Raw genomic sequence first — 25,625 nt, forward strand, 5'->3', positions numbered from 1 at the left:
TTCGCCGCGGACGTCAGCGCAGCACGACCACTCGCAGCGCGGGGGAGTGCAGGATGTCGGCTTCGCAGAAGCGTTCCTTCACCCACTCGCCCCGGCTGAAGAGCTTCGTCTGATCGCTGTGGTACGGCGACTTCGGGTTCGCCGACTGCGAGTACGTCAGCAACGTCGAGGAGTCCGGGCACGCGCGCCCGCTGAACCCGACCACCTGGATGTAGCTCGACCCGTGCACGATCTCGGTGTTCCCGCGCGCCGGATCCCACTGCGGCGTCACGACGTCGAGCACGCCGAGGAAACCCGGCCCGCCGTGGATCGGGATGCGCTCGCCGTTACGGGTGACGGCCTGGCCGTCCCGCAGCTCCGCGTCGGCCGGAAGGCCGGCTCCGCGCAGGTCGGCCAATGCATCGCCGAACGCCTTCTGCACTCCGGGATCCGCGGTGTTGAGCGTGTTCGGTGTGGTCAGCGGCGCCTTCGGGTCGAACGGTACGGTGAACCGCGCCGGCAGGCCGCCGAGGTGGGCCGCGAACCGCTGGAACAGCAGCGATCCCCGGCTGTCGAGCGAGTACGTGTGGTCCCAGCTCGCCAAGGCCGTACAGGCGGGCCCGACCGGCACCGGGCCGGACGACGACGGCGCCTGCCCGCCGGGCAGCGACGCGCACAGCTTCGCCAGGTCCGCCGCCGTCAGGTCGGCGAGCAGGCTGTGGTCGGTGAACAGCATCCGCTTCATCGAGTCCGTGGTGAAGCCGCCCTTTTCCGCCGTGAGCAACGCTTCCCGCGTGCGCGGAGAACGTTCGGTGCCGATGTCGCCGACGATCCGCGGGTAGCCCGTGATCGGGGTTTTCGCGTTCGCGAGCCAGGCGCTGTCGTTGGTGTTCAGCTCGTAGTCCCGGCTTTGCTGCTGGGGCAGCCGCGAGGGCGCGAAGATGCCCGGCTCGATCGCGCCGGGGTCGGCACCCCAGCCACACGACGACTTCCCACCGTCCAAAATAGCCAGTCCGGCCGCGGGGAACGTCTGCTGCCCCAAGGGAGTGCCGCACGTCTTCGCCAGTTCGTCGGTGACGTGCGGGACGACCTGGACGTCCGAGTACAGCGCGTTGCCGGCCCGGTCGGTGGCGATCGTGTTGACCCACGGCACGCCCTGGGTGCTGCTCAGCGCGCGCGAGACGTCGGCCGTGCTGCGGGCCTGGTCGAGCTCGAACCAGGTGTTGAGGCCGCGCAGGTTCGTGGCGTTGGCGTCGCGCGCCGTGTACGCCGACTTCGCCGTCCACGGCAGGGGAATGCCCTGGAAGTCGCCGATCACCGGCCCGTAGCGCGTCGACCAGAACGTCCGGCGGACCGGCTCGAGCGAGCCGTCGGCCCGGCGCACCTGGACCGTGACGTCGCGGGACGTCATCTTCTCCGCCTTGCCGTCGACCAGGTAGGTCGTCGGGTCGCCCGCTCGCAGCGGCACTTCGAAGAAGCCGAACGTGACGGGGGTGGACACCGTGTGCGTCCACGCGGCGTCCGCGGTGTGCCCGATCTGGACGAACGGCATGCCGAGCAGGCTCGCGCCGGCCACGTCGAACCGGCCGGGGACGGTCAGCTGGCTCTGCCAGAACCGGCGCCCGGCCTGCCACGGGTAGTGCGGGTTGCCGAGCAGCACGCTGCCCCGGCCCGCGGCGGTGCTGTCCGCGCCGATCGCGAGGCCGTTGCTGCCCAGGCCGCTTCCGCCGAGCGCCTGCCGGACGCTCGCCGAGAGCTGGTCCGCCGTGCCCGGCGCCGGTGTCGCGCCGGACGGCGGCGCGGTGAAGAGGCTTTCGGTGAAGACGCCCTGCCCGCCGGTGATCGCGATGGCGTAGTAGTGCCGGTAGAAGTCCTGCTCGGTGATCGGTCGCACCCAGCCGGCACCGCGGCAGGCGGGGTCCGAGATCCCGGCCCGGCCGGTGCGGGCGAGATAGGCGTTGAAGCCGCGGACGTACCCGGAGACGATCTCGCGGACCTCGGGCCGCGGCCCCAGCGGCGCGGGCTGCGCGACCAGCTTGTCGACGACGTGGGAGTCGTTGAGCTGCTGGAAGAACAGGTCGCTGTGCAGGTTGCCGCCCGCTTCGGACAGCGACGGGTAGCCGCCGCCCTCCGGGCCGAAGTACTTCGAACGCTGCGCGCTCACCGTCAGGTAGATGTTCGCGAGCTCGCAGACGTTGTCGGTCGCCGCCGCGAAGCCGTACCCGTACCCGAGTCCGGAGAAGTCCTTCGCGACGATGTGCGGGATGCCGTGCTCGGTGTAGCGGAGGACGGCCTTGGCGCCGTCCTGTCCCGCGTCCGCGATCCCGGTACCGAGCGTGGTGATGGTGAGTGCCGCCGTCAACACAGCGAGGGTTTTCCTGAACGGTCGCATCTGACCCCCTTGTCGTGATCGCCACGTTACCGACGGCGAGGACGTCGGCCATGGGGGAAATCCCCCGGATTCCGTTCACCCGCGCGCCATCCGGCGTTGGCCGGGGCGGGGTTGGATCCGGCCATGACCGAACCGACCTGCCACTCCCGACGCACGCTGTTCAAGGCCGGCCTGACCGGCGCCGCGGCCACGCTCGTGCTGCCGTCCACCGCCTTCGCCGCGACGCCGCTGGTGCGCCGCGACCGGCCCGTGCTCACCCACGGCGTCCAGTCCGGCGACGTCACGCCGGGCTCCGCCGTCGTCTGGTCGCGTGCCGACCGGCCGTCGCGGCTGGTCGTCGAGATCGCGCGGGACCCGTCGTTCCGGCACGCCCGCCGCGTCACCGGCCCCGCCGTCGGCCCGGACAGCGACGGCACCGGCCGGGTGCGCGTCGCCGGGCTGCAGCCGGGCACCGGGTTCCACTACCGCGTCACGGCGGAGTCGCTGGACGGGCGCGCCACGAGCGAGCCGCTGACCGGCACGTTCGCCACGGCGCCGGTCGGCCGCAGCAGCGCCCGGATCCTGTGGTCGGGTGACGTCGTCGGCCAGAACTGGGGCATCAACCCGGACCTGGGCGGCATGACGATCTTCTCCGCGATGGCCGCCCGGCGCCCGGACGTGTTCCTGCACAGCGGCGACACGGTGTACTCCGACGGCCCGCTGACCGAGACCGTCACGCTCCCCGGCGGCCGCACCTGGCGCAACGTCGTGACGGCGGAGAAGTCGAAGGTCGCCGAGACGCTGGCGGAGTTCCGCGGTCAGCACGCGTACAACCGCCTCGACGAGCACTTCCGCCGCTTCGCCGCGCAGGTGCCCAGTTATGTCCAGTGGGACGACCACGAAGTCCTGAACAACTGGTACCCGGGCAAGATCCTCGACAACCCGGCGTACACCGAGAAGCGCGTCGACGTGCTCGCGCCGCGGGCCTACCAGGCGTTCCACGAGTGGCACCCGATCGACTCGCGCCAGGCGGTCGACGGCCGCGTCTACCGCAGCTTCAAGTACGGCACGCGGGCCGAGATCTTCGTGCTGGACATGCGGACCTACCGCAACGCCAACACGGCCGACCGGACGAAGCCGGGGTACATCCTCGGCGACCGCCAGGCCCGCTGGCTGGCCGACGCGCTCGGCCGCAGCACGGCGACCTGGAAGATCGTCCAGGCGGACATGCCGCTGGGCCTGGTCGTGCCGGACGGCACCGCCATCGAGGCCGTGGCGAACAACCTGCCGGGCGCGCCCGGCGGCCGCGAGACGGAGCTGGCGTGGGTGCTGCGGGAGATCCAGCGCCGCCGTGTCCGCAACGTCGTCTGGCTGACCGCGGACGTCCACTACACGGCGGCGCACCACTATTCGCCGGACCGCGCGGCGTTCCAGGACTTCGACCCGTTCTGGGAGTTCGTGTCCGGGCCGCTGAACGCGGGCGCGTTCGGCCCCAACACCCTCGACCCGACGTTCGGCCCGGAAGCGGTGTTCGTCCACGCCCCGCCGGTCGCCAACACGGCCCCGATCGACGGTTTCCAGCACTTCGGCGAGCTGAACATCGACGGCGCGAGCGGCGACCTGACGGTGGACCTGCGCGACGCGACGGGTGCGTCGCTGTGGTCCAAGAAGCTGCACCCGCAGGGCCGCTGAGCCCACGTTGCGCAGAAGTGACGTCGACTACGAAGGCCGTCGAGGGGGTCGGCTAGGCTCGCGCGCACCGACACGCAACCGCAACAAGGAGAAACACCGTCGTGACTGAACGCACGCTGGTCCTGGTCAAGCCCGATGGCGTCGCGCGCGGCCTCGTCGGCGAGGTCGTCTCGCGGATCGAGCGCAAGGGCCTCAAGCTCGTCGCCCTCGAGCTGCGCACCGTGCCCCAGGCCCTGGCCGAGGAACACTACGCCGAGCACAAGGAGCGTTCGTTCTTCGGCGAGCTGCTGGAGTTCATCACCTCGGGCCCGCTGGTCGCGCTCGCCGTCGAGGGCCCGCGCGCCATTCCGGCGTTCCGCCAGCTGGCCGGCGGCACCGACCCGGTCGAGAAGGCCACCCCGGGCACCATCCGCGGCGACTTCGCCCTGGAGACCCAGTACAACCTGGTCCACGGCTCGGACTCGCCGGAGTCGGCCGAGCGCGAGCTGAAGCTCTGGTTCCCCGACCTGTGATCGACACCGGGGCCACGCTCGCGCGTGGCCCCGGTTCCCTCCCGGAGGCCCCGTGACGACGATGCCGTTCCCGGCCCGCGACTACCTTCCCGTGCTGCGGGAGCTGACCGGCGGGTTCACCGACGTCCTGCGCACCGCCGACCCGGCCGCCCCGGTGGCGGACTGCGGCGAGTGGACGCTGGCCGACCTCGGCACGCACCTCGGGAACGTCCACCGCTGGGCCGCCTCCGTCGTCACGACCGGCGAATCCCAGCGGCAGAACTTCGCGGACGGCCCCGGCGCCGACCTCGCGTCCTGGTACGCCTCGAGCGCCGAGCAGCTCTTGGACGCGCTCGAAGCCGCGAACCCCGGCGACCGCTGCTGGCACTTCGGCGGCGCCGAGAAGACCAAGGCGTTCTGGTACCGCCGCCAGGTCCACGAAACCGCCGTCCACCTCGCCGACGCGCGTGGTGCGGCGGGCCACGACTTCGCGCTCGACCCGGCCGTGGCCGCCGACGGCGTCGACGAGGTCCTCGCCGTCCTGATGCCGCGGGTCACCCGCTGGCACCCCGTGCCCCACCTGCCCGGACCGGTCGCGCTGCACGCCACCGACACCGGTGACGTCTGGACCGTCCACCCCGGCGAACCGCCCGCGCTGGGTCCGGCCGCCGACTGCGCCGCGACCGTCGAAGCCCCGGCGCGGGACCTCCTGCTGCGGCTGTGGAAGCGCACCGGCCCGGCGCCGCGGACCGAGGGCGCCGCCGCGGCCGCCCTGCTCGCCTCACCGCTCACCCCCTGACGCGGTAGCTGTTCTAGACCATTCAGGCGGCGTTCACCGGGAAGCCTTCCCGTGGCCGTGCCGCTGCGCTGTGCTGATCCGGCTCACTCCCTCACTCGATACTGGGGTACCCGGTGAAGAAGTCACGCACAGTGCTCTCCGGCGCGCTCATCGCGCTGCTCGCGTCGGGGATCGTCGTCCCGGCGCACGCCGATCCGCTCGCCGCGCCGCTGGGGACGCCGCCGATCGAGGCCGCGCCCGCCGCGTCGTCGGCCCACGAAGGCCCGGTCACCTTCGCCGCAGCCGACCCGGACGACGGCCTGGTCACCGGCAGCGCGACCACCGAGGTCGCGCCCGGCCTGGACCTCACCCAGTTCGACCGCTACGGCCCGGCGGGCTGGATCCGCGGTGACACCCTCGCCGTCGACCTCGGCAGCAAGGTGCTCAAGCCGACCTACCTGAGCCCGGGCACGGTTTCCGCGCGCACACCGCTCTCGCAGCAGGTCGCGCGCGCCGGCGCGGTCGCGGGGGTGAACGGCGACTTCTTCGACATCAACGCCACCGGCGCGCCGATCGGCGTCGGCGTCGACCACGGGCAGCTGCAGACCGCGCCCGAGGCCGGGCACAACCTCACCGCGTCGATCACCGACGAGGGCAAGGCGCGTCTCGCTTCGGTCTTCCTCGAAGCCACGGTGACGCTCCCCGGCGGCACCGCGGTGAAGGCCACGAACTTCAACAGCCCGGTCCTCGGCCGCGACGCGATCGGCGTCTACACGCCGTTGTGGGGTGCTTCCGGCCGTGCGACTTCGGTGGCCGGTGCGTCCCGGGTGCTCGAGGTGGAGCTGCGCGACGGCGTGGTCACCCAGGTGCGCACCGCGCCGGCGGACGGCCCGATCGCGGCGGGCACGACCGTGCTCCTGGCCCGCGAAGCCGGCGCGGACGCGCTCGCCGCGTTGAAGCCGGGTGACGCGGTCGGCGTCGCGTACGCACCCCGCACGGACGCCGGGAAGGTCGCGGTCGCGGTGGGCGGCAACGAAGTCCTGCTGCGCGACGGGGTCGTGCAGCCCGTCGACAACGTCGCGCTGGCCCCGCGCACCGCGGTCGGCTTCTCCGCCGACGGCACGAAGCTGTGGCTGGCCACTGTGGACGGACGGCAGGCCGACAGCCGCGGCATGACCGAGCTGGAACTCGCGCGGCACCTGAAGAGCCTCGGCGCCGACGACGCGATCAACCTCGACGGCGGCGGCTCCTCGACCCTGCTGGCGCGCAACGAGGGCGAGGCGGCGCCGAGCGTCCGCAACTCGCCCTCCGACGGCGGGGAACGCCTGGTGCCCAACGGGATCGGCTTCGGCACGGTCCCCGGCAGCGGGAAGCTGACCGCCTTCGCGCCCGCCCCCGCGGTCGTGACGGCCGACGCGACCCGCGTCCTGTCCGGCCTGACCCGGCACCTGGTCGCCGACGGCCACGACGAGACCGGCGCCGCGGTCGCCGCCGACCCGCGCTGGACGACGTCCGACCTCCGGCGGGCGACCGTGACGCACGGGGTGGTGACCGGGCACGGTCCCGGCGGTGTCGACGTCGTCGCGAGGGCGGGCCGGGCGTCCGGGAAGACGGCGCTTTCGGTGCTGGGCAAGCCGGTCCGGCTCGGCACGAGCACCGAGCAGGTGGCCCTGTCGGCGGCCGGCGCGACGAGCACGTTCAAGGTCTACGGCTACGACGCCGACGGGTACGGCACCTGGCTGGAGCCCGACGACGTCAAGCTCGACTACGACCACTCGGTCATTCGCGTGACCCCGGCGGGCGACGGCTACTCGGTGACGGCGCTGACCGCGTCCGGCGCCTCCGCGATCACCGCGACGGCCGCGGGCCTGACCACCCACCTGGCCGCTTCGGTCGGCACGGTTCCGCAGGTCGCGGCCCCGCTGGACGGCCCGGCGGGCTGGGCGGCCACGGTGTACCCGGCGGTCGTCGGCGCGGCGCTGTCGGCGGCACCCGGCCGGGACGGCGGCCAGGGCCTGGCCCTCGACTACCGCCTCACGGGCACGACCGCGACCCGCGCCGCCTACGTGACGCCGGCGGCGGCTTTGCCGGTGCCGAAGGGCACGCAGAAGATCGGCCTGTGGGTGAACGGCGACGGCAAGGGCGCCTGGCTGCGGGCGGAACTGCGCGACGGCGCGAACGTCGCGTCCATTGTGGACCTTGCGCTGAGCGTGGACTGGACGGGCTGGCGGTACGTCACCGCGACGGTGCCCGCCGGGCTGCCCGACGGGCAGCGGCTGGCACGGTTCTACGCCGTCGAAAACGTGCCGGACCAGCAGCACGAGGGCCGGCTGGTGTTCGACGACCTGACGTTCGAGGTGGCGCCGTCGGCGACCGTGCCCGCGGACCCGGCGCCGCACGACCCGGCCCTGGTCACCGACGGCACGCTGGCCGGCGGCCTGCGGGTCGCGGTCGTCAGCGACGCGCAGTTCACCGCGGACGACCCCACCGGACCGCTGGTCGCCCAGGCGCGGCGGGCGCTGCGCGAGGCCGTCGCGGCGAAGCCGGACCTGGTGCTGATCAACGGCGACTTCGTCGACCGCGGCACCCCGCCCGACTTCACGCTGGCGCGGCAGGTGATTTCCGAGGAACTGGACGGCAAGGCGCCGTGGTACTACGTGCCGGGCAACCACGAGGCCGAGGGCGGCAACGGGCTGGCCAGCTTCCAGGCCGTCTTCGGCGACACCCACCGCGTCGTCGACCTGCACGGGATCCGGCTGGTGCTGCTCGACTCCTCGCGCGGCTCGCTGCGGGCCGGCGGGTTCGACCAGGTCCGGCTGCTGCGCTCGGCGCTCGACTCGGCGGCCGCCGACCGGAACGTGCGCGGGGTCGTCGTCGCGATGCACCACCCGGTGAAGGACCCGAGCCCGACCGGCAACTCCCAGCTCGCGGACCCGAAGGAAGCCGCGCTGCTGACCAGGTGGCTGACCGGTTTCGAGCAGGTGTCCGGCAAGCCCGCGGCGTCGATCGCCTCGCACGCGGGCGTGTTCTCACTGTCGCGTGTGGACGGTGTGCCGTACCTGGTCAACGGCAACTCGGGCAAGACGCCCGCGGCCGCGCCGGGCGACGGCGGGTTCGTCGGCTGGACGCTGCTGCGCGTCGACCCGGCCGACCGCGCGCAGCCGGTGCGGTTCGAGACGCGGCCGAACGTCGATGCGCTGAGCATCACCGGTCCCGCGGTGCTTTCCCGGGGCGCCCGCGCCGACGTGCGCGCGACGCTGCGTCAAGGCACCCGCGACGTCCCGGTGTCGTACCCGGTCAGCGCGGACTGGACGGGGGCGTGGGGCACGCACATCGCCTCGGGCGGCTGGCCACCGGCGCCGTGGGACGTGGCGTCGTTCGACCCGTCGACCGGCGTGCTGACGGCGTTGCGCCCGGGTGTCGCGCGGTTGTCGGTGACGGTCAACGGGGTGACGAAAACGCTGGTTTCGACCGTTCGCGGGTAAACCGTTCGGTTTTTGTCGGTGGCGGGTCCTAGGGTTCGGGACGTGGACCAAACGGAGGAGCGGGAACCGGCGCTGGTGCAGGCCAAGGCACTGGTGAAGCGGTTCGGCGAGTTCGAAGCCGTGCGCGGGATCGACGTCGAGGTGCGGCGCGGGGAGGCGTTCGGCTTCCTCGGCCCGAACGGCGCCGGGAAGTCGTCGACCATGCGGATGATCGCGTGCGTGTCGCCGAGAACCGACGGCGACCTGCGGGTGCTCGGCCTGGACCCGGACGCGGCGGGCCCGCGGATCCGCGCGCGCCTCGGCGTGGTGCCGCAGCTGGACAACCTGGACGTCGAGCTGACCGTCCGGGAGAACCTGATCGTGTACGCCCGCTACTTCGGGCTGTCGCGGGCTTCTGCTCGTCGCAAAGCGGCGGAACTGCTGGAGTTCGCCCAGCTGACCGACCGCGCGGACGACAAGGTCGACCCGCTGTCGGGCGGCATGAAGCGGCGCCTCACGATCGCGCGTTCGCTGGTCAACGACCCGGAGCTGCTGCTGCTCGACGAACCGACGACCGGCCTGGACCCGCAGGCCCGGCACCTGTTGTGGGACCGGCTGTTCCGGCTCAAGGCCCAGGGCACCACGCTGATCGTCACGACGCACTACATGGACGAAGCCGAGCAGCTGTGCGACAGGCTGGTGGTGATGGACCACGGCCGCATCGCCGCGGAGGGCTCGCCCGCCGAGCTGATCAGCCGCTACTCGACCCGCGAAGTGGTCGAGCTGCGGTTCGCGTCGGGGGAGCAGGAGTCGGCGGCTTCGCAGGTGGAGGGCCTGGCGGAGCGGGTGGAGGTGCTGCCGGACCGGGTGCTGCTCTACAGCAACGACGGCGAGGCGGCTTTGGAAGCCACCCACGCCCGGGGCCTGCGGCCGCTGTCGAGCCTGGTGCGCCGCAGCTCCCTGGAGGACGTGTTCCTCAGGCTGACCGGCCGGACCCTGGTGGACTGATGCTCCCAGGTTCCCTTTGCGCCCATAGCCGCCTCGCGCCGCTTCGTCCTCCCGGCGAGTCGGCCGCTCCGGTCGGCGAGCTGGCCGTTCCGGTCGGCGAGTCGGCCGTTGCGGGTGGCGAGTCGGTCGTTCCGGTCGCAATCGTCGCCCTGGCCCGGCGGCCCCGGCCACGACTCTGCCGGGATCTTGCCGATGCCCCTCGCCGGAGAGACCCGCGGGAGCGTGGCTCACGCGCGCACCCCCGCCGGGAGATCCGGCGATCGCGCCTCCTGCGAAGGGACCGGCCATGACCACCGTCGAGTCCTCCGGCCGGGTGGTCGGCCGGTGGCACGGCGCCTGGCTGCGCGTCGAAGGGCACTGGACCTGGTACCGCCGGCACTGGCTGACCACCCTGTACTCCACCGGCCTGCAGCCGGTGCTGTTCCTCGCCGCCATGGGGCTGGGCTTCGGGTCGCAGGTGCGGCCCGGCGCGGTCACCGGCGGGCTCTCCTACCTGCAGTACATCGCGCCCGCGCTGCTCGCCGCCGGTGCCGCGCAGCAGGCGGTCGGCGAATCGAGCTACCCCGTGCTCTCCGGGTTCAAGTGGCAGAAGGACTACCTGGCCGTCACCGCCACGCCGGTGTCACCCGGGCAGGTGCTCGGCGGCCACCTGATCTGGTCGGCGCTGCGGCTGACCCTGGCCGGCGCGATCTACGCGTTCGTCGCGGTGTTCTTCGGCGCCTGGACCGGGCCCGGCGTGCTGCTGGTGATCGTCGCCGGCACGGTCACCGGGCTCGCCTGCACCACGCCGATGACCGCGCTGGCGGCCCGCACCTCCGACGAGGGCCAGCGGTTCGGGCTGATCTTCCGCTTCGTCGTGATGCCGATGACGTTGTTCTCCGGCACGTTCTTCCCGATCTCCCAGCTGCCCGCCGCGATCCGCTGGCTGGCCTGGCTCTCCCCGCTGTGGCACGGCTCGCAGCTGGCCCGCGGGGTGAGCGTCGGCGGGGTCGGTGGCTGGGCGATGCTCGGCCACTTCGCCGTGCTCGCGGCCCTGTTCGCGGCCGGGTGGGCGCTGGCGCACCGGGCGTTCTACAAGAGGCTGGTGGTGTGATGGTGAGCGTCCAGGCCCCGCCGCGGCGCGTCGGGCTGCTGCTGCGGATCCTCCCGCCCGGGCTGTACGCCGGCCGGGCCAGCGCGCTGATCGAGCGCGCGACCATGGTCTACCGCAACAGCTGGCTGATCTTCCTGTCCGGCGCCGCCGAGCCGTTCCTCTACCTGCTGGCGTTCCAGCTGGGGTTCGGCAGGCTCGTCAGCGAGGTCACGGGCCCCGACGGCCGTCCGATGAGCTACGTCGCGTTCGTCGCCCCGGCCCTGCTGGCGACATCGGCGATGAACGGCGCCGTGTTCGAGTCGACGTTCAACCTGTTCTTCAAGCTGCGCTACGCGAAGCTCTACGACGCGATGCTGGCGACCCCGATCGGCCCGCTGGACGTCGCCTTGGGCGAGATCGGCTGGGCCATCCTGCGCGGCGGCGTCTACGCGGTGGCGTTCCTCGCCGTCGCAGCGGCCATGGGCCTGCTGGCGTCGTGGTGGGCGCTGCTGATGGTCCCGGCGGCGCTCCTGGTGGGCCTGGCCTTCTCGGCGATCGGCATGGCCCTGGTGACGTTCGTCAAGTCGACGGCCCAGTTCGACTACATCCAGCTGGTGCTGATGCCGATGTTCCTGTTCTCGACGACGTTCTTCCCGCTGACGGTGTACCCCGAGCCGCTGCAGTGGGTGGTCCGCTGCTTCCCGCTCTACCACGCGATCGAGCTGATGCGCGGCCTGGCGACGGGCATCCTCTCGCCGGGCATGCTGGGCAACCTCGCCTACCTGCTGGTCCTGGGCGGCGTGGGCCTCTGGGCCTCGACCCGCCGCATCGCGAAACTCCTGCTCACCTGACGCCGTGTCGTCCACCCAGGTACGCGTGTCGTCCACCCAGGTACGCGTGTCGTCCACCCAGGTACGCGTGTCGTCCACCCAGGTACGCGTGTCGTCCGTCGGATCACCCGTGTCGACCCTCCGATCACGAGACTCGACCGCCCCATCACGCGAGTGGCTCCGCAAGGCTCGTGACCTACGTCCCCATCACGCGGAATTCCGAACCGAACCTCGCGAGTCCCGCGTCGAATCACGCGAGATGCCCTTCCCGTCACGCGAGTCCCGTCCCGATCACGCGAGAACCGGGTGGTGACGCGGCTCAGCGAGCCGGGTCCGGCCGCCCGCTCCGCGGCGCCACCGCTGCCATCGCGTCCACCATCCCGTGCCCGTAGAAGCCGTTGAACCCCTCGTACCCCGCGCAGTACGCGTCCTGGGTGCCGTCCCCGGTCAGGTCGTAGTCGGCCGGGCAGGGCATCGGCGCCGCCTGCCCGTCCAGGATCCGCCGCAGCTGCCGCGGGCCCGCGCCGGGATGCGTAGACGCCAGCAGCGCGAGCACCCCGGCGACGTGCGGGGCCGCCATCGACGTCCCGCACAGCGGCGCGTACCCGCCCGGGACCGTCGAGAGCACGCACTGGCCGGTCTCGCCGCCGGGCGCGGTGACGTCGATCACGCCCAGCCCGTACGAGCTGTACCCCGCCTTCACCCGGTCCGCGCCGACGGCCGACACCGCGACGACGTCCCGCAGGCCGGCGGGCAGGGCCTCGCAGCCGGTGCCCGCGCCGGGGGTGCCCGAACGGGCGGACGGGGTCAGGTCGACGGCCTCGTTGGTCGCCGCCGCGACGTTCAGCGTGCCCGCCGACGTGCTGTACTCCACCGCTCTGGCCAGCACTTCGTGCACCACCCCGCGATCGTCGCCGCGGATGCACGACAGCGACCACGGGTTGACGAAGAAGCTGCTGTTCGTCAGCTGCATGTGCCGCGACGCCGCCCACATGAGCCCGCACACGGCAGCCTCCGGGTCGGCGTAACCGCGGTCGTCGATCACCTTGACCGAGGCGACGCGCACGCCGGGCGCCACACCCGTGACGCCGTGGCCGTCGTCGGCCGCCGCGATGATCCCGGCCACGTGCGTGCCGTGCACGGACGTCGTCGGCGCCCAGGCGCTGCGGTCCTGGTCGGGGGCGCCGGTGAGGCAGCCGGCGGAGTCGTCGCGGTCCAGCGCCGCGGTCAGGTCCGGGTGGACCGGGTCGATGCCCGAGTCGAGCACGCCGACCACGACGTCGCGGCTGCCGTCGGACACCTTGTGCGCCCAGCCCGCGTTGATCGCCTGCATGTCCCACTGCCGGTCGCTGAGGTCCGTGGCAGGTACCGCGGCGGGGTCGGTCGCCGCCAGCGCGGCCCGCGCGGGCTGGGGCTTCACCGGGTCGGTCGCGCGCTGGGCGGCCAGCCGCTCGCCCTGGGCGCTGAACGTCCGGTCCAGCCCGATCCGCGACCCGAACCCCGGATCGCCGGAGGTGGCCACGGCGACGGCGATCTGCGGGTAGTACACGGTCGTGGCGCCACAGGCGCCGGAAATCTCCGAACGTGCGGCGGTCTCGGCCGTGCCGCGGTCGAAGGTGACGACGTAGCGCAGGGTCCGCCCGTGGGCGCAGGAGGACTCGTCGGCCGCCGCCGGACCGGCGGTGACGCATCCCGAAAACACCAGGACGGTGCACACGGCCGCCCGCATCGGCCGCGCCAGCAGGGACACCGGACCTCCCACCGGACGCAGGAACCGCGGGTGCCGTCGCGTGCGCGCCCGGCCACCCCGAGCCGCACGCTAGCCACCGCGCGCCCGGCGGACAAGCTCTGCGGCCAAGTTCCCCCGGCCGGTGCCCTCGCGGCGCGCCCGGGCGGCCTGCCGGAGGTACCGAGTACACCGGAGCAGTCACCGGGTGTGGGATACTGCGGATGGCCGCTGGGCCGCGGGGCGCACGTGAGAGGTGCTGCCTGCGGAGCGGTGGCCCGGTGAAGTGCATGAACCAGCACCACGCGCGTCGCCGCCCGCGAGCCGGGTGGCTGGACGACGTGGCGGGCGGCCCGGGGGCCGTGAGGCCTGGGCACGCACGCCGCCGAGCAGACCTTTGACCGGGTTGCGCGCCATCGGGAGTCGGTGGTGCGGCGCCCGGTCGTCGGGCAAGGATTCCCGCCGCTGGTGACCACCACGGCGGAACGAACAGAAAGGGGCCCCTGCGCGGCCGCGTCCCTGCCGGGTTGAACCGGCAGACGCGCCCGGGGGCGGAGGAGACACATGTCGAACGCGGAAACACCCGCCGAGCACACCGGCGGGAATCCCGCCACACCCACGACCGGCCCGCTGGCCGACCTGCCCGCCCGGATCCGGGTGCACGCGCTGGCCAAGCTGCTCGGGTCGCACAGCCGGGACGTCCTCGCGAAGCTGGCCGAACTGGGCGAAAGCGTCCGCAGCGCGCAGTCGAGCGTGACCAGGGAAGTGGCACTCAAGGTCGCCGAAGCCTTCTCGGGCGGCGACGTCGAAGCGGCTCCGGCCTCCGGCGGTGACGTCGAGGTCGCGCCGGCTTCCGGTGGCGACGTCGAGGTGACCCCGGCCGGGCGCACCAGGGCCGAGGCCGCTCCGGTCGTGCCCGAGGTCCCGGCCGCCGAGGCCGAGAAGCCGCGGCCGCGGCAGAAGACCCGCGCGCACCTGCCGGTGTTCGCCGCGCCGTCGCCGGTCTTCCTGCCGCCCGAGCCCGCCGCGGCCAAGCCGGCCCGCAAGCCGGCCGACCCGTTCGCGGAGCCGCCGGCCCCGGTGAAGCAGCGGCACCAGCAGCCCGAGCCCGAGGTCGCCGAGGAAGAGGAGGCCGAGGACACCACGCCGGCCACCGACTCCGGTGACGACGACGGTGACGACGCCAACAGCCGCCGCCGTCGACGCCGTGGCCGCCGTGGCCGCGGCCGGGGCAAGGGCGCCGACGGCAGTGACGAGAACGACGGCGAAGACGCCCAGGCCGAGGAGGAGCAGCCGCAGCAGCCGCCGGCGCGCCGCCGCTCCCGCAACGGCACCACGGACGAAAAGGCCGTCAAGGACGAGCCGGACACCGCGGAGGAGCCCGAAGACGACTCCGACAACGACAGCGACAACGACGGTGAAGGCGGCAGCAAGCGCCGTCGCCGCCGCCGTCGCCGCAAGGGCTCGGACGGCGACGACAGCGGGGACTCGGGCACCGACGACCCGCCCAACACCGTCACCCACGTCCGCCAGGCCAAGGCCGAGCAGGCCGAACGCGCCGAGCGCGAGCGCCCGGCGCGCGACGAGGTCCGCAGCGTCCGCGGCTCGACGCGCCTGGAGGCCAAGCGCCAGCGCCGCCGTGACGGCCGCGAGGCCGGCCGCCGCCGCGCCCCGATCCTGTCCGAGGCCGAGTTCCTCGCCCGCCGCGAGTCGGTCGATCGCACGATGGTCGTCCTCGAGAAGGGCGACTCCACGCAGATCGCCGTGCTCGAGGACGGCGTGCTGGTCGAGCACTTCGTGACGCAGTCGGGCTCCGGCTCGATCGTCGGCAACGTCTACCTCGGCCGCGTCCAGAACGTGCTGCCGAGCATGGAGGCCGCGTTCATCGACATCGGCCGCGGCCGCAACGCCGTGCTCTACGCCGGTGAGGTCGACTGGGACGCCGCCGGCCTGGAGGGCAAGGCCCGCAAGATCGAGCAGGCGCTCTCCACCGGCGACTCCGTGCTGGTCCAGGTGACCAAGGACCCGGTCGGGCACAAGGGTGCCCGGCTGACCACGCAGATCTCGCTGCCCGGCCGCTTCCTGGTGTACGTCCCCGCGGGCGGCGCCACCGGCATCTCCCGCAAGCTGCCGGAGAACGAGCGCCGCCGGCTCAAGGACATCCTCAAGCGGATCGTCCCGGAGGACGCGGGTGTCATCATCCGCACCGCCTCCGAGGGCATCGGCGAGGAGGAGCTCGGCCGCGACGTCGACCGCCTGAAGGCCCAGTGGGACGTCATCAAGGAGAAGGCCGACGCCGGCTCCGGCCGCAAGGGCGGCGCGCCGACCATGCTCTACGAAGAGCCGGACCTGCTGGTCAAGGTCGTGCGTGACCTCTTCACCGAGGACTTCGCCAAGCTGGAGATCCAGGGCAACCGGTCGTGGGAGACCATCAACGACTATGTCCGGCACGTCGCGCCGGAGCTGGCCGAGCGGGTCAAGCGCTACACCGGCACCGGTGACGCGTTCGCCGACCACCGGATCGACGAGCAGATCACCAAGGCCCTCGACCGCAAGGTCTGGCTGCCCTCGGGCGGCTACCTGGTGATCGACCGCACCGAGGCGATGACGGTCATCGACGTCAACACCGGCAAGTTCACCGGCTCGGGCGGCAACCTCGAGGAGACGGTGACCCGCAACAACCTGGAGTCGGCGGAGGAGATCGTCCGCCAGCTGCGGCTGCGGGACATCGGCGGCATCATCGTGATCGACTTCATCGACATGGTGCTCGAGTCCAACCGCGAGCTGGTGCTGCGCCGCCTCACCGAGTGCCTCGGCCGCGACCGCACCCGCCACCAGGTCGCCGAGGTCACCTCGCTGGGCCTGGTCCAGATGACCCGCAAGAAGATCGGCACCGGGCTGCTCGAGGCGTTCTCGACGCCGTGCGAGCACTGCAAGGGCCGCGGTGTCATCGTCTCGACCGAGCCGCAGCGCACGGCCGGCGGCACGGGCCACTCCCACGGTGGCAACGGCGGCAGCAACGGTGGTGGCAACGGCGGCGGTGGCGGCGGGGAGAAGAGCTCCCGCCGGTCGCGCGGCCGTGGTGGCAAGGGCGAGGAAGCCGCGCCGCAGCCGGCCGAAGTGGCCAAGGACGAGGTGCACGTCGTTCCGCCGCCGGAGAAGCGCGAGTCGATCGCGTCCGCGGTGGCGGCCATGGCGAACGCGTCCAAGGCCGTGAAGGAACAGCCCCACGAGCACGGCGCCCTCAACGGCAACGGGCCCGTCCCCGAGGTGACCGACACGGCGGAGGCCTCCCAGGCCACCGAGACGCCGGAGTCGGCCACGCTGGAGCCGGCTGTGCCCGCCAAGGAGGTCGCGGACACCCCCGTGACCACCGAGGCGGACGAGACGCCGGTGCCGCAGGACGAGCCGCCCGTCGAGCGGTCGTCGGCGCCCGAGCCGGCGGAAGAGCCCGTCACAGAGTCTTCGGAGGCCGCCGAGCCGGTCGCCGAACCCGAGGTCAGCGTGCCCGAACCGGCCGTGCGCTCGACCCGGCGCCGTCCGCGCCGGGCCGCGTCACGCCCGGCCGGGCCGCCGGTCAAAGCCTCGGAGCAGAGCGCTAACTGAACAACTAGGGGACCCCGGTGGTAACGCACCGGGGCACCCCACGTAACCTGTAGTACGGCCTACCACCAGAGTAGGCCGCCTGCGTGAGAGCAGGACCGCCTTCCCGGAGGCGGGCCGATCGCGCGGGGCCCCCACCCATTGTCGAGTAATGCAGGAGACTTCCGTGTCGGCGTACGCGATCGTCAAGACCGGCGGCAAGCAGTACAAGGTTGCCGTCGGCGACGTGGTCGAGGTCGAGAAGCTCGTGGGCGAGCCGGGCACCGAGCACATCCTCCCCGCCGTTTTGTACGTCGACGGTGGCGAGGTCACCACGGACGCCGACGCGTTGGCGAAGGTCTCGGTCACCGGCAAGGTCGTCGAGCAGACCAAGGGTCCGAAGATCCGGATCCACAAGTTCAAGAACAAGACGGGCTACCACAAGCGTCAGGGTCACCGGCAGAAGCTGACCCGCGTCGAGGTCACCGCCATCTCCATCTGACGACTTTCCCGGATCTTCGTAAGAAAGAGGACTGAGCTATGGCTCACAAGAAGGGTGCGTCCAGCTCCCGCAACGGTCGTGACTCGAACGCGCAGCGCCTCGGCGTCAAGCGCTTCGGCGGCCAGGAAGTCAACGCCGGCGAGATCCTGATCCGCCAGCGTGGCACCAAGTTCCACCCGGGCGTGAACGTCGGCCGTGGCGGCGACGACACGCTGTTCGCGCTGGCCGCCGGTGCGGTCCAGTTCGGCGAGAAGCGTGGTCGCAAGACGATCAACATCGTCGTGCCAGCCGAGGCCTGAGTCTTCGGTTCTCGACGCTAGACCTCGAACGAGGGGTGGGACCGGAATATCCGGTGCCACCCCTCGTTTGTTTTGTGTATCCCCTGCTCGCGAATGAAAGAGGCAAGTCATGGCGTCCCGTTTCGTGGACCGCGCGGTGATCCACCTGACCGCCGGTGACGGGGGCAACGGCTGCGCCTCGGTGCACCGCGAGAAGTTCAAGCCCCTCGGCGGCCCGGACGGCGGCAACGGCGGCAACGGCGGCGACGTCCTGCTGGTCGTCGACCCGAACGTGCACACCCTGCTCGACTTCCACTTCCGCCCGCACGCCAAGGCGGGCAGCGGCAAGATGGGCCAGGGCGGCAACCGCGCGGGCGCGGCGGGCGAGACCCTGGTGATGAAGGTGCCTTCGGGCACCGTCGTGTTCACCGAGGACGGCGAGATGGTCGCCGACCTGATCGGCCCGGGCACCACGTTCGTCGCGGCCCAGGGCGGCCGCGGCGGTCTCGGCAACCACGCCCTGTCGTCGAAGGCCCGCAAGGCGCCCGGGTTCGCGCTGCTGGGCGAGCCGGGTGAGGCCCGCAACCTCGTGCTGGAGCTGCGTTCGGTCGCCGACGTCGGCCTGCTCGGCTTCCCGTCCGCGGGCAAGTCGTCGCTGATCTCGGTGCTGTCGGCGGCCAAGCCGAAGATCGCCGACTACCCGTTCACGACGCTGGTGCCGAACCTCGGCGTGATCACCGGCGGCGACACCGTCTTCACGATGGCCGACGTCCCCGGCCTGATCCCCGGCGCGTCCGAAGGCAAGGGCCTCGGCCTCGACTTCCTGCGCCACATCGAGCGGTGCGCGGTGCTGGTGCACGTCGTCGACTGCGCGACCCTCGAGCCCGGCCGCGATCCCGTGTCCGATGTGGACGCTCTGGAACTGGAGCTGGCGAAGTACACGCCGGGTCTCGGCGGGAAGCTCGAGGAGCGGCCGCGGGTGGTCGTCCTGAACAAGATCGACGTCCCGGAGGCCGCCGAGCTCGCCGAGTTCGTCCGTCCGGAGTTCGAAGCCCGCGGCCTGCAGGTGTTCGAGATCTCCACGGCGTCGCGCAAGGGCCTGCGGGAGCTGACCTTCGCCCTCGCCAAGGTGGTCGAGCAGTACCGCGAGATGCAGCCGGTGCTGGAGCCGGAGAAGATCGTGCTGCGGCCCCTCGCCGTCGACGACGAAGGGTTCTCCGTCGACCTCGATCCCGAGGAGGAGGGCGCGTTCATCGTGCGCGGCTCGCGGCCGGAGCGGTGGATTCGCCAGACGAACTTCGGCAACGACGAGGCCGTCGGCTACCTCGCCGACCGCCTCAACCGCCTCGGCGTCGAGGACAAGCTGGCGAAGCTCGGTGCGCGGCCGGGCAGCCCGGTCACCATCGGCGACGTCCAGTTCGAGTGGGAGCCGTCGACGCCGAGCGTCGCGATGCACCTGTCCGGGCGCGGCACCGACGTCCGCCTCGAGAACCACGACCGGGTCGGCGCGGCCGAGCGCAAGGAAGCCCGCCGGATCCGCCGTGACGGCCCGGACGAGCCGGAAGGCGCCGACGTGGACCTGGACGCGTGAGCGGCACGCGGGAGGCCATCGCCGCCGCCCGGCGGCTGGTGGTCAAGGTCGGTTCCTCGGCCCTGACCACCGCGGGCAGTGGTCTCGACCCGGTCCGGCTCGGCGCGCTGGTCGACGCGATCGCGGCCCGGGTCGCCCGGGAAACGCAGATCGTGCTGGTTTCGTCGGGTGCGATCGGCGCCGGCCTGGCTCCGCTTTCGCTGGCCAAGCGGCCGAAGGACCTCGCCACCCAGCAGGCGGCGGCGAGCGTCGGCCAGCTCGCGCTGGCGCACGCGTACGCCGAGTCGTTCGGGCGGTACTCGCTGACGGTCGGGCAGGTGCTGCTCACCTCCGACGACGTCGTGCGGCGTTCGCACTACCGCAACGCGCAGCGGACGTTCTCGCGGTTGCTGGCGCTCGGCGCGGTCCCGGTGGTCAACGAGAACGACACGGTGGCCACCGAGGAAATCCGCTTCGGCGACAACGATCGCCTCGCCGCCTTGGTGGCGCACCTGATCGGCGCCGACGCGCTGATCCTGCTGTCCGATGTGGACGGTCTCTACGACGGTGACCCGCGCGAGGGCGCCACCCGCAAGCTCACCGAGGTGCTCTCGGAGTCCGATGTGGACGGTATTGCGGTCGGGATCTCCAGCTCCGGCCTCGGTACCGGCGGCATGGTGTCCAAGCTGGCCGCCGCCCGCACCGCGGCCGGCGCCGGCATCCCGGTCCTGCTCGCGGCGGCTTCGGAGGCGTCGGCGGCCCTGACGACGGCGTCGCCGGGCACGGCGTTCGCCCCGGCCGACACCCGCCTGTCGGCCCGCCGGTTCTGGCTGGGCTACGCGGCGGACACCACCGGCAAGCTCCGCATCGACGACGGCGCGGTGACGGCGGTGGTCCGCCGCCGCCGTTCGCTGCTGGCCGCCGGGATCACCGGCGTCGACGGCGACTTCCAGGCCGGCGACGTGGTCGACCTGGTGGACGCGAACGACCGCGCGGTGGCCCGCGGCGTGGTCGCCTTCGACGCGACGGAGCTGCCGGACCTGATCGGCCGCTCCACCCCCGAGCTGCCCGCGGAGCAGCGACGCGAGGTCGTCCACGCCGACGACCTCGTCCCCCTGCGCCGCTGAAGCGGCACTTTCGTGGGGAAAGTGCCGTCAGCCGACTGACACCAGGTGCGCCCCGCCGTCGGCTTCCAGCACCGTGCCGCTCAGGTTGGCGTTGGTCGCCGCGAGGGCGACCACCTCGGCCACGTCGTCTGCTGTCGCGACGCGCCGCACCGGCACCTGCGCGGCCGTCTGAGCGAAGAACCCCGCCCGCATCTCCTCCGGGAACCCGCTCCACCACGCCGTGTCGACGACGCCGGGGGAGACCGCGTTGACCCGCCGCGGCGCCAGTTCGACCGCCAGCGGCTTGACCAGGGCTTCGACCGCCGCGTTGAGCGCGCCGATCCCGGCGGTGCCCGGCATCGAAGCCCGGGCGCTGATCGCGCCGAGCAGCGTGATCGAGCCGTCCGCGGCCAGGTGCGGCAGCACGGCCTGGATCGTCGTCAGGTGCGCCCAGAACTTCGCGTCGAAGGCCCGGCGTAGCATCGCCAGGTCCAGCTCCGCGATCGGCCCCAGCCCTTCGGCGCCCGACAGGCTCACCACCAGCACGTCGACCGTGCCGAGCGACCCGGCCAGCGCGGCCATCGCCGCCGCGTCCCCGCCGTCGGCCTGGTGCCCGGTGAGGTGCGGGTCGCTCGCGGCGACGTCGTCGAGGCGTTCCTTGCCCCGCCCGGTGATGTGGACGTCGTAGCCCCGGCTGTGCAGCCTCCGCGCGGTCGCCAGGCCGATGCCCGAGGTGCCGCCGGCGACAAGAGCGATACTCATGTTTCCCCATTTCGAACCGGTACGTCTCGTTTCGAAATCGACGGTACCATCGGATCCCATGACCGACCAGTCCCGTCCCGGCCGCAAGCGCAGTGAGCAGAGCCGGCTCGCGATCCTCACCGCGACGCTCGAACTGGCCGCCGAAGCGGGCTACGGTGCGCTGACCGTCGAAGGGATCGCGGCACGCTCCGGCGTCGGCAAGCAGACGATCTACCGCTGGTGGCCGTCGAAGGCCGACGTCCTGCTCGACGCGCTCGCGACGAAGGCGGACCTGCAGGTCCCGATCCCCGACGAGGGGTCGTTCCGCGCCGACCTCGCGCTGTTCCTCGACCGCACCTACGCGCTGGGCACGAAGTCCCAGGTCGCGGACACCCTGCGGGCGCTGATGGCGCAGGCGCAGATCGACCCGGAGTTCGGCAAGCGGTTCCGCGAGGACTTCCTGTTCCGGCGCCGCGACGCGCTCGGCGAGATCGTCGAACGCGCCCGCAAGCGCGCCGAACTCCCGTCCGGGGTCGCCCCCGGCACGGTGATCGACGTCGTGTTCGGCACGCTGTGGTACCGGCTCCTGGCCACCCGCGAGCCGATCGGTCCCGCGATGGCCGAAGAACTGGTGGCGCTGCTGGCGCCTACGTCGGGTTGATCCGGTCCGGCTTGATCGTCAGCAGCAGCCGCGTCTGGTCGCGCCCGCCCCACCACGGGTACGGGCCGCCGAGGTAGCGCTGCGCCAGCTTCTCGATGTGCTCGACGGCGCCGTCCTCGGTCATTTCGACGACCTGCCCGCGGATCGCGTAGTAGCGCGACGGCCGCTCACGGTCGGCGACGTTGAGCGCCACCCGCGGGTCACGCTCGATGTTGCGCTGTTTCTGGTGGCCCAGCACGGTGTTCACCAGGATGTGCGTGCCGTCGGTGTCCACCCAGGTCTGGGTGAGCTGCGGCGAGCCGTCCGGCATCGACGTCGCCAGGAAGCAGAGGCTGGGCTCGCGCAGCAGAGCGAGCAGATCGCCGGGCAGTTCCACAGTGGTCTCCAAAGCGGTCTCTCACTACAGCTGGTCGGGCGCTGCGATGCCGAGCAGGGAGAGCCCGAGCGCGAGCGTGTTCGCCGTCAGCGTAGTCAACCGCAACCGGGACGCGCGCAGCTCGGGGGCCGGCGCCTTGAGGACCGGGCAATCGTCGTAGAACCGGGAAAACGCGACCGCGGCCTCGTAAAGGTGGGTACAGAGCTTGTGCGGCGCGTACGCGTTCGTCGCGGCCTCGAGGGCCTCGCCGAACCGCAGCAGCTTCAGCGCGAGCGCGCGTTCCGCCGGCTCGTCCAGCAGGATCCGCGTGCCCTCGGGCTCGCCGCCCGCCTTGCGCAGGATCGAGCGCGTCCGCGCGTGCGCGTACTGGAGGTACACCGAGGTGTTGCCCTCCTTCGCGAGCATCCGGTCCCAGGCGAAGACGTAGTCGCGCTCGCGGTCACCGGAGAGGTCGGCGTACTTGACCGCGCCGATGCCGACGGCCCGGGCGACCTCGGCCTGCCCCGCCGGGTCGAGCTCACTGCGTTCGGCGACGACCACGGCGGCCTGCGTCACGGCTTCGGTGAGCAGGTCGACCAGCTTGATCGTCTCGCCGGCCCGCGTCCGCATCGTTTTGCCGTCGGCGCCCAGCACGGTGCCGAAGCCGACGTGCTCGGCGTGGCCGGTCAGCCAGCCGGCCGTGCGGCAGGCCGAGAACACCATCGCGAAGTGCTGCGCCTGCGGCGATCCGACGACGTAGAGCAGGTCGGTCGCGCCACGCTCGGCCGTCCAGTACCGAACCGTGGCCAGGTCCGTGGCGGCGTAACCGTAGCCGCCGTCGCGCTTGCGGACGATCAGCGGCAGCCGGTCGCCGTCCCGGTTGCGGAAGCCTTCGGGGAACACGCAGACGGCGCCGTCGCTGACTTCGGTCAGCCCGGCCGTCTCCAGGTCGTCGACGACCGTGGCGAGGTACGGGTTGTAGAAGCTCTCACCGTAGATGTCCTTGTCCGTCAAGGAGATCCCGAGCAGAGCGTAGACTTCGTTGAAGTGCCGGGTCGACTCGTCGACGAGGGTCTGCCACACGGCGAGGGTCTCGTCGTCGCCGCTCTGCAGCAGCACGACACGGTGGCGCGCCCGCGTCGCGAACGCTTCGTCGCTGTCGAACTTCCGGCGTGCTTCGCGGTAGAACGCGTCGAGGTCGGCGATCGCGCGCTGGTCGGACGGCACGTCGAGCAGGTGCTCGATGAGCATGCCGAACGGCGTGCCCCAGTCGCCGAGGTGGTTGTGCGGCAACACTTCGTGGCCCGCGAAGCGCAGCAGCCGCGCGAGGGCGTCGCCGATCACGGACGAGCGCAGGTGCCCGACGTGCATCTCCTTCGCGACGTTCGGGCTGCTGTAGTCGAGCGCGATCGTGCGGGGCTCGGCCGTCCGCGGCACGCCGAGGCGGGCGTCGCCGAGCACCGACGCGACGCGGGTTTCCAGCCAATCCTTGCGCAGCACGAAGTTGAGGAACCCGGGCCCGGCGACCTCGGGCGTCTCCGCGACGCCGTCGAGCTCCAGCGCGCCGGCGAGGAGCGTGGCGACCTCACGCGGCGGACGGCTGAGCTTCTTGCCGAGGCTCATCGCGAGGTTGGCCTGGTAGTCGACGCCGTCACGCGGCGACGCCTGGATCAGCGCTTGCTCGGGCGTCAGCTCCACGTCCAGGGCCCGGCCGGCGGCGGCCACCACGCGGCGCGCCAGCTCCTCGGTAACGTCGGCGGTGTGCACGGTGTCCCTCCTTCGGCTCGGTCAGCGGAGCCCTCGACCGCTTGAGGGGGTCCGGGTGGCGAAGCCCCCGGCGCGGGGCGGAGCACCGGATGTCACAGCCTAGCGAGCGCCACCGGCCGGCGACGAAGGGATTACCCCAGCTCGCTGCCCTTGGTCTCCGGCAGGGTCAGGATCACGGCGAACGCGATCGCGGCACCGGCGGCGACGTACCAGAAGTAGAGCGTCGGCGAGATCGCGCCGAACACGGTGATGAGCAGGGGAGCGGTCCCGCCGAAGATCGCGACGGTGAGGTTGTACCAGGCACCGATCCCCAGCCCGCGCAGCTCGGTGGGGAACAGCTCGCTCATGATGGCCGGCGCGATCGACGTCATCGCCGTGTACAGCCCGAGCCCGACGCAGAACACGACGAGCAGGCCGCCGAGGTCCGGGCCGATCAAAGTGGACAGTGGCACGATGACGACCGCGGTGGCACCGGACCACACGAGCAGCTGCGGCTTCCGCCCGACGCGGTCCGCGAGCGCGCCCATCGGGTACTGCAGCGCGATGAACAAGGCCGTGCCGACCGAAAGCGCGAGGAACACGGCATCGGCGTCGGCGTGCCGGTTCTTCACCGCGAAGGACGTGAGCGCGCTGAAGAACGTGTAGTAGCAGAGCGTCGACAGCATGGAGAAGCCGACGAGCCGTCCGACGGCCTTCGGGTGGTGCGTCAACGTGGTCAGCAGCGGCCGCTCGAGTTTGCGCGCCTTGGTCTTCGTCTGCTCGAACAGCTCGGTCTCGGCGAGACTGCGGCGCAGCCACAACCCGACCAGGCCGAAGACACCGCCCAGCAGGAACGGCAGCCGCCAGCCCCAGGACGCGAGCTGCGCCTTGTCCAACGTCCGCGCGAGCACGAACCCGAGCACGGTCGCGACGAGCACCGCGGAGCCGGTCGAGATGTAGAAGAACGCCGAGTACCGGCCCCGCCGCTCCGCCGGCGCGATCTCGCCCAGGTAGGCCGACGCGTTCGACACCTCGCCGCCGAGCGAGAGGCCCTGCGCGATCCGGGCGAGCAGCAGCAGGAGCGGCGCGAGCCAGCCGACCTGCGCGAACGTCGGCAGCACGCCGATCGCCACCGAGCCGCCCGCCATGAGCAGGATGGTGAGGATCATGGCCGGCTTGCGGCCGCGGGTGTCGGCGAAGCGCCCGAGCAGGACGCCGCCGAGCGGACGGAAGAAGAACGCGAGCGCGTAGGTGGCAAATGTGTTGATCAGGGCGAGGGTGTCGTTGCCGGAGGGGAAGAACGCGCCGGCGAAGTAGATGCTGAACGTCGCGTAGATCGTCCAGTCGAACCACTCCAGCGCGTTGCCGGCGCTCGCCGCGAACAGCTTGCGCACGGGCAGCCGGTGCTGAACCTGCACGGTCATGGCAGCCTCCACGTCCCCCGAAGGTGGACGCGACTTTGCCACATCCCCCCACAGTCCGAAAGATCCCCACCATCCCTTCCCGCTCCCGCCCCTCCCCTCCAGACACGCGAGCCGACTCTCCAGGTACGCGTGTCGTCCCGCCAGGTACGCGTGTCGTCCATCTGAGTACGCGTGTCGTCCGTTCCATCACGCGTGATGCCCGCTCAATCACGAGTCGTGCCCCTCAAAGCACGCGCGATGCCCGCCCAA

Annotated in this window: 19 protein-coding genes; 13 read left to right on the top strand and 6 right to left on the bottom strand. The window is 72.2% G+C overall.

What is annotated here, in order from left to right; all coding sequences use genetic code 11:
• Positions 1–13: 13 nt before the first annotated feature.
• Positions 14–2,344: a penicillin acylase family protein gene (locus ACGFMK_RS11760; RefSeq protein WP_392761076.1), complete on the bottom strand. Its 2,331-nt coding sequence runs from the start codon at positions 2,342–2,344 to the stop codon at positions 14–16.
• A 150-nt stretch (positions 2,345–2,494) separates the two neighbouring features.
• Here ACGFMK_RS11760 and ACGFMK_RS11765 point away from each other — a divergent pair, with 150 nt between their 5' ends.
• From ACGFMK_RS11765 to ACGFMK_RS11795, 7 genes are all read left to right on the top strand, one after another.
• Complete coding sequence (locus ACGFMK_RS11765) at positions 2,495–4,042, top strand: alkaline phosphatase D family protein (RefSeq protein WP_392760883.1); 1,548 nt, start codon at positions 2,495–2,497, stop codon at positions 4,040–4,042.
• 101 nt (positions 4,043–4,143) lie between these two features.
• The gene (ndk, locus tag ACGFMK_RS11770; protein WP_323336022.1) at positions 4,144–4,554 is read left to right on the top strand and encodes a nucleoside-diphosphate kinase; all 411 of its coding nucleotides are present in this window, start codon (positions 4,144–4,146) and stop codon (positions 4,552–4,554) included.
• 52 nt (positions 4,555–4,606) lie between these two features.
• Positions 4,607–5,332, top strand: coding sequence for a maleylpyruvate isomerase family mycothiol-dependent enzyme (locus ACGFMK_RS11775; RefSeq protein WP_392760886.1), 726 nt, complete (start codon positions 4,607–4,609; stop codon positions 5,330–5,332).
• Between the two features lie 113 nt (positions 5,333–5,445).
• Positions 5,446–8,796: a phosphodiester glycosidase family protein gene (locus ACGFMK_RS11780; protein WP_392760889.1), complete on the top strand. Its 3,351-nt coding sequence runs from the start codon at positions 5,446–5,448 to the stop codon at positions 8,794–8,796.
• A gap of 42 nt (positions 8,797–8,838) precedes the next feature.
• Positions 8,839–9,783: an ABC transporter ATP-binding protein gene (locus tag ACGFMK_RS11785; RefSeq protein WP_392760892.1), complete on the top strand. Its 945-nt coding sequence runs from the start codon at positions 8,839–8,841 to the stop codon at positions 9,781–9,783.
• A 286-nt stretch (positions 9,784–10,069) separates the two neighbouring features.
• Positions 10,070–10,876, top strand: a complete 807-nt coding sequence (locus ACGFMK_RS11790) for an ABC transporter permease (protein WP_392760895.1) — start codon at positions 10,070–10,072, stop codon at positions 10,874–10,876.
• Positions 10,876–11,706, top strand: a complete 831-nt coding sequence (locus ACGFMK_RS11795; RefSeq protein ID WP_392760898.1) for an ABC transporter permease — start codon at positions 10,876–10,878, stop codon at positions 11,704–11,706. Before ACGFMK_RS11790 ends, ACGFMK_RS11795 begins: the two co-directional genes overlap by 1 nt.
• Before the next feature lie 298 nt (positions 11,707–12,004).
• On the opposite strand, the gene ACGFMK_RS11800 is transcribed toward ACGFMK_RS11795, so the two are convergent.
• Positions 12,005–13,435, bottom strand: coding sequence for a S8 family serine peptidase (locus ACGFMK_RS11800; protein ID WP_392760900.1), 1,431 nt, complete (start codon positions 13,433–13,435; stop codon positions 12,005–12,007).
• Positions 13,436–13,975: 540 nt separating this feature from the next.
• Here ACGFMK_RS11800 and ACGFMK_RS11805 point away from each other — a divergent pair.
• The 5 genes from ACGFMK_RS11805 (at position 13,976) to proB (ending at position 20,470) form a co-directional block, all read left to right on the top strand.
• The gene (locus ACGFMK_RS11805) at positions 13,976–17,017 is read left to right on the top strand and encodes a translation initiation factor IF-2 N-terminal domain-containing protein (protein ID WP_392760903.1); all 3,042 of its coding nucleotides are present in this window, start codon (positions 13,976–13,978) and stop codon (positions 17,015–17,017) included.
• Positions 17,018–17,180: 163 nt separating this feature from the next.
• The gene (gene rplU / locus ACGFMK_RS11810) at positions 17,181–17,495 is read left to right on the top strand and encodes a 50S ribosomal protein L21 (protein WP_392761079.1); all 315 of its coding nucleotides are present in this window, start codon (positions 17,181–17,183) and stop codon (positions 17,493–17,495) included.
• A gap of 38 nt (positions 17,496–17,533) precedes the next feature.
• On the top strand, positions 17,534–17,794 hold the full coding sequence (gene rpmA, locus ACGFMK_RS11815) for a 50S ribosomal protein L27 (protein ID WP_323336009.1): 261 nt from the start codon (positions 17,534–17,536) through the stop codon (positions 17,792–17,794).
• 109 nt (positions 17,795–17,903) lie between these two features.
• Positions 17,904–19,364: a GTPase ObgE gene (gene obgE / locus ACGFMK_RS11820; RefSeq protein WP_392760906.1), complete on the top strand. Its 1,461-nt coding sequence runs from the start codon at positions 17,904–17,906 to the stop codon at positions 19,362–19,364.
• Entirely contained in the window at positions 19,361–20,470 is a 1,110-nt protein-coding gene (gene proB, locus ACGFMK_RS11825) for a glutamate 5-kinase (RefSeq protein ID WP_392760909.1), read from the top strand. Before obgE ends, proB begins: the two co-directional genes overlap by 4 nt.
• A 27-nt stretch (positions 20,471–20,497) precedes the next feature.
• Here proB and ACGFMK_RS11830 read toward each other — a convergent pair whose 3' ends face one another.
• A complete protein-coding gene (locus tag ACGFMK_RS11830; protein ID WP_392760912.1) occupies positions 20,498–21,211 on the bottom strand; it encodes an SDR family oxidoreductase in 714 nt (237 codons plus the stop codon).
• Positions 21,212–21,269: 58 nt separating this feature from the next.
• Here ACGFMK_RS11830 and ACGFMK_RS11835 point away from each other — a divergent pair, with 58 nt between their 5' ends.
• Positions 21,270–21,851 carry a TetR/AcrR family transcriptional regulator gene (locus ACGFMK_RS11835; protein WP_392760915.1) on the top strand — a complete coding sequence of 194 codons (582 nt, stop codon included), beginning with the start codon at positions 21,270–21,272 and terminating at the stop codon, positions 21,849–21,851.
• On the opposite strand, the gene ACGFMK_RS11840 is transcribed toward ACGFMK_RS11835, so the two are convergent.
• The 3 genes from ACGFMK_RS11840 to ACGFMK_RS11850 form a co-directional block, all read right to left on the bottom strand.
• Positions 21,838–22,239, bottom strand: coding sequence for a PPOX class F420-dependent oxidoreductase (locus ACGFMK_RS11840; protein WP_392760918.1), 402 nt, complete (start codon positions 22,237–22,239; stop codon positions 21,838–21,840). The genes ACGFMK_RS11835 and ACGFMK_RS11840 overlap by 14 nt on opposite strands.
• A gap of 12 nt (positions 22,240–22,251) precedes the next feature.
• The gene (gene argS / locus ACGFMK_RS11845; RefSeq protein ID WP_392760920.1) at positions 22,252–23,973 is read right to left on the bottom strand and encodes an arginine--tRNA ligase; all 1,722 of its coding nucleotides are present in this window, start codon (positions 23,971–23,973) and stop codon (positions 22,252–22,254) included.
• A gap of 131 nt (positions 23,974–24,104) precedes the next feature.
• On the bottom strand, positions 24,105–25,376 hold the full coding sequence (locus ACGFMK_RS11850) for an MFS transporter (RefSeq protein WP_392760923.1): 1,272 nt from the start codon (positions 25,374–25,376) through the stop codon (positions 24,105–24,107).
• Positions 25,377–25,625: the final 249 nt, after the last annotated feature.

It is taken from the genome of Amycolatopsis sp. NPDC049252, assembly GCF_043197175.1.
In the GTDB taxonomy this organism is placed as follows: domain Bacteria; phylum Actinomycetota; class Actinomycetes; order Mycobacteriales; family Pseudonocardiaceae; genus Amycolatopsis.